This is a genomic window from Allokutzneria sp. NRRL B-24872 (assembly GCF_002155965.1).
GTDB lineage: Bacteria > Actinomycetota > Actinomycetes > Mycobacteriales > Pseudonocardiaceae > Allokutzneria.
In genome coordinates this window covers 1-6,454 of sequence record NZ_MUMH01000214.1, presented here as the reverse complement: position 1 = coordinate 6,454, position 6,454 = coordinate 1, and the positions used below count along the sequence as shown (strand labels likewise).

Below are 6,454 nucleotides of genomic sequence, written 5' to 3'. Positions count from 1 at the left end.
CCACGACCCAAGATCAAACCACGTCAAACGAACCAACTTTGAGGACAGGCCCTAGCCGGTTGTCCTGGTCGGCCGGGGTCTGGTGGTCGTGGTCGGTTGTTCAGTGGTGGGCCGGGGCTTGGGCTTGGTCGTCGTGGCGGTGGTTCCCGGCGCGGCGGCCTCCGAGCCCGCCTCGGCCACCACCCCGGTGCTGACCTGCACGGTGATCACCGAGCCGCCACCGCTCTGGCCGATCACCGTGCCCTTGGGCCTCTGGCTGGCCTTCTGCACCACGCGGACGGTGAAACCCGCGCTCTCCAAGCGTTCCCGCGCCTCGGCCAGGCTGAGCCCGACGACCGACGGGGCGCGCTCGCGCACCTCCGGCTCTCGGCGTTCGCGTTCCCCGTCGGCGTAGCGGTCCTCGACCTCGGGCAGCTCCACCCGCTCCATCGCGGTCATGATCCCGGGCTGCTCCCCCGCGCCGTTCATCGCGTGGAACCACGTGCGCGCCGGGTACTTGCCGCCGTAGATGTAGCGGCCGCCGGAGCACGGGCGCGGCGGCAGCGACCCGCCCGGATCGCAGAGCGTGGTCGGGCTCGGCGAGTCGTCGAAGGTGAACACCGCCGCCGACAACTGCGGTGTGTAGCCCAGGAATCCCGAGGACTTGTGCTCCTGCGTGGTCCCGGTCTTGCCCGCCATCGGCCGGTCCCAGCCGTACTCCTTCGCGGCGGCCCGCGCCGTCCCGGTCAGCGCGTCCTTGCTGAGCCCGACGGTCATCGCGTTGGCCAGCCCCGGCTCCACGACCTGCGCGCACGGCGGCTCGGTGAGCGGGACGCGGCGCCCGTGCCGGTCCAGGACCTCCTCCACCGGGCTCGGCGGGCACCACGTTCCGCCGCTGGCCAGGGTGGCGCCGACGTTGGCCAGCTCCAACGTGCTCGTCGGCGTCGGGCCGAGGGTGAAGGAGCCGTAGTTCTGCTCGGAGAAGAACTTGCCGATCGAGCGCTTCTTCGGGTCCTCGCCCGCGCGCACCGTGTTCAGCGACCGCAATCCCAGTCGCACGGCCATGTCCACCGTCGCGGGCACGCCCGTCTTCTCCAGCAGCTGCACGAACGTGGTGTTCGGCGAGGTCGCGAGCGCGTCCTGCATGGACATCCGCTCGGGATACTCCCCCGCGTTCTGCACGCAGTACTTGCGCACCCCCTCCGCGCCCATCGGGCAGCTCGCGGCTCCGCCCATGAAGACGTTGGAGGTGTAGGAGCCCGGCACCGGGAGGCTGTCGTTGATCCCCATGCCCTTCTCCAGCGCCGCGGCGGCGGTGAAGATCTTGTAGATGGAGCCCGCGCCGAGGTTCTGCATCGCGTACGGCAGGCCCAGCGTGGTCTCGTGCTTGTCCCGGTCCAGGCCGTACGCGCGGTTCGCGGCCAGCGCCACGACGCGGTGCTTGTCCTTGCCCGGCTTGACGATCGCCATCGCGTTGGCCGCGTGCTCGGTGTCCGGCGGGACCTGCCCGTCGACGGCGGTCTTGGCCTTGGTGAGCGCGTCGCGGTCGAGCGTGGTCTTGATCGTGTAGCCGCCCCTGCGCAGCTTGTCCTTGGACAGCCCCGCGCTCTCCAGGTACTTCGTCACGTAGTCGCAGAAGTAACCCGCGTCGCCGGTACCGATGCAGCCGTTGGGCGGGCGGGCAGTCTCCGGGGCCAGGCCCAGCGGCGCCTTCTTCTCCGCCTCGGCCATCTCGGCGGGCAGCCGGTGCTGCTTGGCCATCTCGTCGATGACCACGTTGCGCCTGGCCAGCGCGCGCTCGGGGAAGCGGTAGGGGTTGAGCCCGCTCGGCTCGTTCACGATGCCCGCCAGCAGCGCCGCCTGCGCCACCGTCAGGTCCTCCTGCGCGATGCCGAAGTAGGTCTGCGCGGCGGCGGCGATGCCGTAGGAGCTCTGTCCGAAGGGGACGGTGTTGAGGTAGCGGCCCAGGATCTCGTCCTTGGTGAGCACCCGCTCCAGCTGCAACGCCGTCCGCAGCTCGCGGAGCTTGCGCGCGGCCGACTGCTCGCGGGCCTTGGTCTGCTCCAGCTTCGTCTCGGCCGCGATGTGCGTCAGGTAGTTCTTCACGTACTGCTGGGTCAGCGTCGACCCGCCCTGGGAGACCTTGCCGCGCAGGGTGTTCGTGACCAGCGCGCGGCCGATCGCGACCAGGTCGACGCCCTCGTGCTCGTAGAAGCGCTGGTCCTCGATCGCCACGATCGCGGCCTTCATCGTCACGGCGATCTTCTCGGCGGGCACGAGCACCCGGTACTGGTCGTACAGGTGCGCCAACGGTTTCCCCGTCGTGTCCTGCATCGTGGTGAGCAACGGCGGGTCCTTGGCGACCAGCTCGGTCGCGGTGCTGTCCACCGTGTCACCGGCGCGCACCGCGACCATGCCCAGCGCGCCGACACCGGGGAAGAGCACCGCCGCCAGCAGCACCCCGGTGAGCACGCACAGCGCCAGCAACCTCAGCTTCGGCCGCTTCCGGTGCCGAACCGGCTCGTCGTCCCAGGTGAGATCGGTGATGTCGAGCTTGTTCGACACCCTGATCGAGACCCTGTCCCGCACGCCTCCCCCATCCCCGTGGTGCTGTTCCCCTCAGGTGTAGCCGTTTCGGGTTCCAGCGCCGTGCACCGCCACGCGCACGATGGGGTGGCCGGGCGGGGTCAGGGACCGACGTGGCTGCCAGTGATCAACTCCTGCTCCTCGTCACCCACCGGGGCGTTGTGACAGGGGGCCGGGCCGCACAGCTGGATCGGCAGCACGCTCACGTTGTTGAGCACCTCGATCGGCGTCGGCCGGGTGTCCAGTCCGAGTCCGATCGCGTGCGCCGGAGCGCTCACCGCCATCATCGCGGCGGTCCCGGCGAGAACGGCGGCGACCCGCTTTGTCGGTGACACCTAGATCATCTCCACTCATTCGCATCCGATTGATCGCGCAAGCAATTTCCAGGGCTCGCCGGAAAGGATAACGATCGCACCTGTCACCCAAAAGAGAAGGCCCGCCAGAGAGCGCCGGCGGGCCTTCTGGAGAAACGGGCGAATCAGCCCCTTTCGATCTCCACACTGGTTCCGCTGTTGCCGATGCGAACGGTGTTCCTGCTGCCGCCGTTGTTGCTGATCACCGTGGTGTTGCCGTGCGATCCGGTGTTCTCGACGGTCGAGCGGTTGCCGTGCGCGCCGTTGTTGCTGATGACGGTGGTGTTGCGGTGCGAGCCGGTGTTGCGGACAGCCGAGGAGTTGCGGTCGCTGCCGTTGTTGCTGACCACCGAGGTGTTGCGGTGCGAGCGCAGGTTGACCACGTCGCTGTCGTTGGAGTTGGCGTCGTTGTTGCCGATGACCGAGCGGTTGCGGTCGGCGCCGGCGTTGACCGCCCTGGAGCGGTTGTCGGAGGCGTTGGTGTTGCCGACGGCAACCTTGTTCAGGTTGGCCCGGTGGTTGGCGACCGCGATGTCGTTGCGGTGCGCGCCCCGGTTGACCGCGACCACGTCGTTGCGGTTGGCCGACCGCGCCTGACCTGCGCCTCTGTACCCCTCGTTGATGATCACGACCTGGTTGCCGGTGGCGTTCTTGTTGCGCACCGAGCTGCGGTTGCCGTTGGCGTTGTGGTTGCTGACCCCGGTGTCGTTGTCATCGGAGCCGACGTTGTCGACCAGCGTGTCGTTGCGGTCGGCGTTCTTGTTGCGCACGCCGGTGCGGTTGCGGTTGGAATCGTCGTTGCGCACACCGACGCGGTTTCCGACCGCTCGGTGGTTACCGACCTCGACGTCGTTGTCGTCCCCGCCGGTATTGCCCACCACGACGCCATTGGCACCGGAAGCGGGGACGGCGGGAGTGGCGTGAGCGGTTCCCGCGCTGAACGGCACCAGAACTGCCAGCGTCGCCGCCACGAGCACGGCACGGCCAACCGCACGATCGGTTTTCACCACATTCTCCTTCTCCAGACAAAAAACGGGCTCGCACCCCGAGGAGTTGTTCCGATTCCGAAGTTACCTTTTTTCATTTCCCCGGTCGGGTAGAACTCCTCCGTCGCAGCTAGAACTGCGTTCGACCGTTCCGGGCACCATGCGGCGCTCTCGCTGAGTCACCTTTCCCGCACCTCGTCACCCGCCAGTAGGAGCGCTGTTCCATCCATGCGGCCCAGCGGGAAATGCCTGAAGACGAGCCTGGCGGTGATGATCAGTCTGCTATGGACAGTGCCGACCTCGGCGTTTGGAACGCGGCGCCGGAGGTACCGCCAATGGGGTGCGGCTCGCCCAAGCCGGGGCGAAGCTGCCGCGACATCCGGAAGTCCTTGCCCGGCAGGCACTTCGACGAACTGGTGGTGATCTGTGCCGACCGAGTCCGCTGAGCAGCCCCGCCGCGCGCGCATGGTGCGCGGCGGCCCGTTGATGGTCGAAGGCCCCGTCGAACTCGTCGACGCCGACGGCAACACCGTGCTGTGCGACCGCTTCCAGGTCGCCATTTGCATGTGCCGCAGGAGCAAGCGCTACCCGATCTGCGACACCAGCCACCGGCCCCGGACGTCACGGGCTTCGCAGGAGTGAGCTGCGCCCCTGGGACCAGCAGGCCATCACGTGGTCCGCGAGGTGGGTCTCCAGCAGTCCCGTGGCCTGGATGCCCAGCACCACGTCGGCGGCCAGTTCCGGCTCGTGGTGCAGGAGGTCGCCGAGCACGTCGTGCCGCAGCACCTGTTCGTGCACCGCGTCCGCCTCGATGTGCTCGGTGTAGAAGCGGATGCACACCGGGTGGGCTCCCATGCGCTCCAACGCTTTCTCCATCCGCTTCGCCGCCGGTCCCGTCGTGATCTCCGTCGCCGCGAAGTGCCCCACCAGCGCTCCGCGCAGTCCCCGGTGCAACCCGAACAACGACATCATGTTGACCACCGCGAGCGCGGGTGCCGGAACGTCGTCGATGTGCGCCAGGTACCCGGAGTCCAGTCCCGCCCCGTCCATCAGGTCCGCGAACAGCTGCGAGTGCATCCGCTCCGCTCGCCCGCCGCCGAACTCGTCGTACTCCACCGCCACCAGTGCCGCTTTCGCCTTGCCCCGCAGGCGCGGCAGCACCCAGGCGTGCGGGTCGGCTTCCTTCAGGTGGTAGATCGAGCGGTGCACGAAGTACTCCCGCATCTGCCACCACTCCCCTTCGTCGCAGAGGTGCCCCGAGACCCCCGGGCTGTCCACCAGCAACCCGTCCACCTCCCCCCACACGTCGTCCCCGCCCGGGGTGTCGCGCCGCAACGCCCCCAGGAAGGCTTCTTCGAGCAGCGCCCGGAACCGCAGCAGCTCCGGGTTCCACTCCCACGCCGCGCTCACCTCGGGGAATCCCTGGTAGTGCAGCTCGTAGCAGGCGTAGAGGGCCAGTTGGAGGTCGTGCCCGTAGGCATCGACGGGCGCACACGGCAGTGCTGCCCCGGTCGGCGCTTCCGAGAGCGTCGTGAACAGGGCTTCGGTCAACGGACCGACCGCCCTCGGCAACGAGCGAGTAGTAGTCACAGGCTCGGGCTACCCCGAATATTCCTGTCGAGACGCGGCACTTCCCGTCAGAACGGCGCCGGGTCCGCGATGGGTTCCAGTTCCGTTTCGTGGACCCTGCCGCTGGGTGTGATCCACACGTGGCTGCCGTCGTCCCGGTTCTCACACCGCCAGTTGGAGTGGGTCTTCATGTTGTGGTGATGGCGGCACTTCGGCCGCAAGTTCCGGATCGTGGTGTTCGTGCCGTCGTAGGGGCGGCAATGATCCACATCGCAGCGCTGGGCCGGTTGCTGGCATCCGATCGCCGTGCACCTCGGGTAGCGGGCGTTGATCAACTCCCGCTGCTTCGCTGACGGCCGGTAGGTGTCGCTGACCTCTTCTGCCATGCCGGTGGCGGGGTCGGTCAAGATCCGCTTCCAGATGCCACCGGCGGCGATGTCCTGAGCGACGCTCGTGGGGATCGGCCCGTATCCCGCCAACATGCCGGGGTCGTCGGTCAAGCCGAGCAGGGCGGTCACGGGCATCGTGAGGTAGACCATCGTCTGGCCCTGCGGCGCCGGGGTGTCCAGGCCTAGCAACAGATCCCGTGCGACATCCGCGCGCTTCTGGTCCAGAGTTCGGTCGTCCTTCGGCAAGGACTTCGCGATGCGGTCGATGTGGTCGTAGACCATCGCGGTGTCGTGGGCGGTGAAGGCCATCCGGAGTTCGGCCATCCCGTCGTCCAGGTTGGTCTTCCACACCAACCTGTCCTTGCGCTTCTCCTCGTGACGGCGCTCAGCTGCCTTGGGGTCGAGCTTGTGGATCAACGTCTGAGCACGCCTGCGAACCGAGGTGTAGGTACGGGTCGGGGCGTAGTCCAGGAGATCCGCCTCGGCGATCGAGGCTTGCGGTTCCTTCAAGATCTGCAACTGGTCCACGATCAGCCGGGCCTTGCCCTCATCGATCGACCCCGCCGACAACGCCGCCAACACTCGGGGGCGT

General features: G+C 68.1%; 6 protein-coding genes. 1 reads left to right on the top strand and 5 read right to left on the bottom strand.

From position 1 onward, the window contains the following. Positions 1-51 precede the first annotated feature (51 nt). From CCN37_RS35975 to CCN37_RS35965, 3 genes are all read right to left on the bottom strand, one after another. Positions 52-2,568, bottom strand: coding sequence for a penicillin-binding protein (locus CCN37_RS35975; protein WP_086829677.1), 2,517 nt, complete (start codon positions 2,566-2,568; stop codon positions 52-54). Between the two features lie 98 nt (positions 2,569-2,666). Next, positions 2,667-2,900: a hypothetical protein gene (locus CCN37_RS35970; RefSeq protein ID WP_086829675.1), complete on the bottom strand. Its 234-nt coding sequence runs from the start codon at positions 2,898-2,900 to the stop codon at positions 2,667-2,669. Between the two features lie 143 nt (positions 2,901-3,043). Beyond that, a complete protein-coding gene (locus CCN37_RS35965) occupies positions 3,044-3,925 on the bottom strand; it encodes a hypothetical protein (protein WP_086829672.1) in 882 nt (293 codons plus the stop codon). Positions 3,926-4,369: 444 nt separating this feature from the next. Here CCN37_RS35965 and CCN37_RS35960 point away from each other — a divergent pair, with 444 nt between their 5' ends. After that, a complete protein-coding gene (locus tag CCN37_RS35960; protein ID WP_086829679.1) occupies positions 4,370-4,546 on the top strand; it encodes a CDGSH iron-sulfur domain-containing protein in 177 nt (58 codons plus the stop codon). Here the strand turns inward: CCN37_RS35960 and CCN37_RS35955 are convergent. Beyond that, positions 4,526-5,494: an iron-containing redox enzyme family protein gene (locus CCN37_RS35955; RefSeq protein WP_086829670.1), complete on the bottom strand. Its 969-nt coding sequence runs from the start codon at positions 5,492-5,494 to the stop codon at positions 4,526-4,528. The two genes, CCN37_RS35960 and CCN37_RS35955, sit on opposite strands and share 21 nt — an antisense overlap. A 47-nt stretch (positions 5,495-5,541) precedes the next feature. Further along, a partial coding sequence (locus CCN37_RS35950; RefSeq protein ID WP_143261975.1) for an HNH endonuclease signature motif containing protein occupies positions 5,542-6,454 on the bottom strand: 913 nt, incomplete at its 5' end.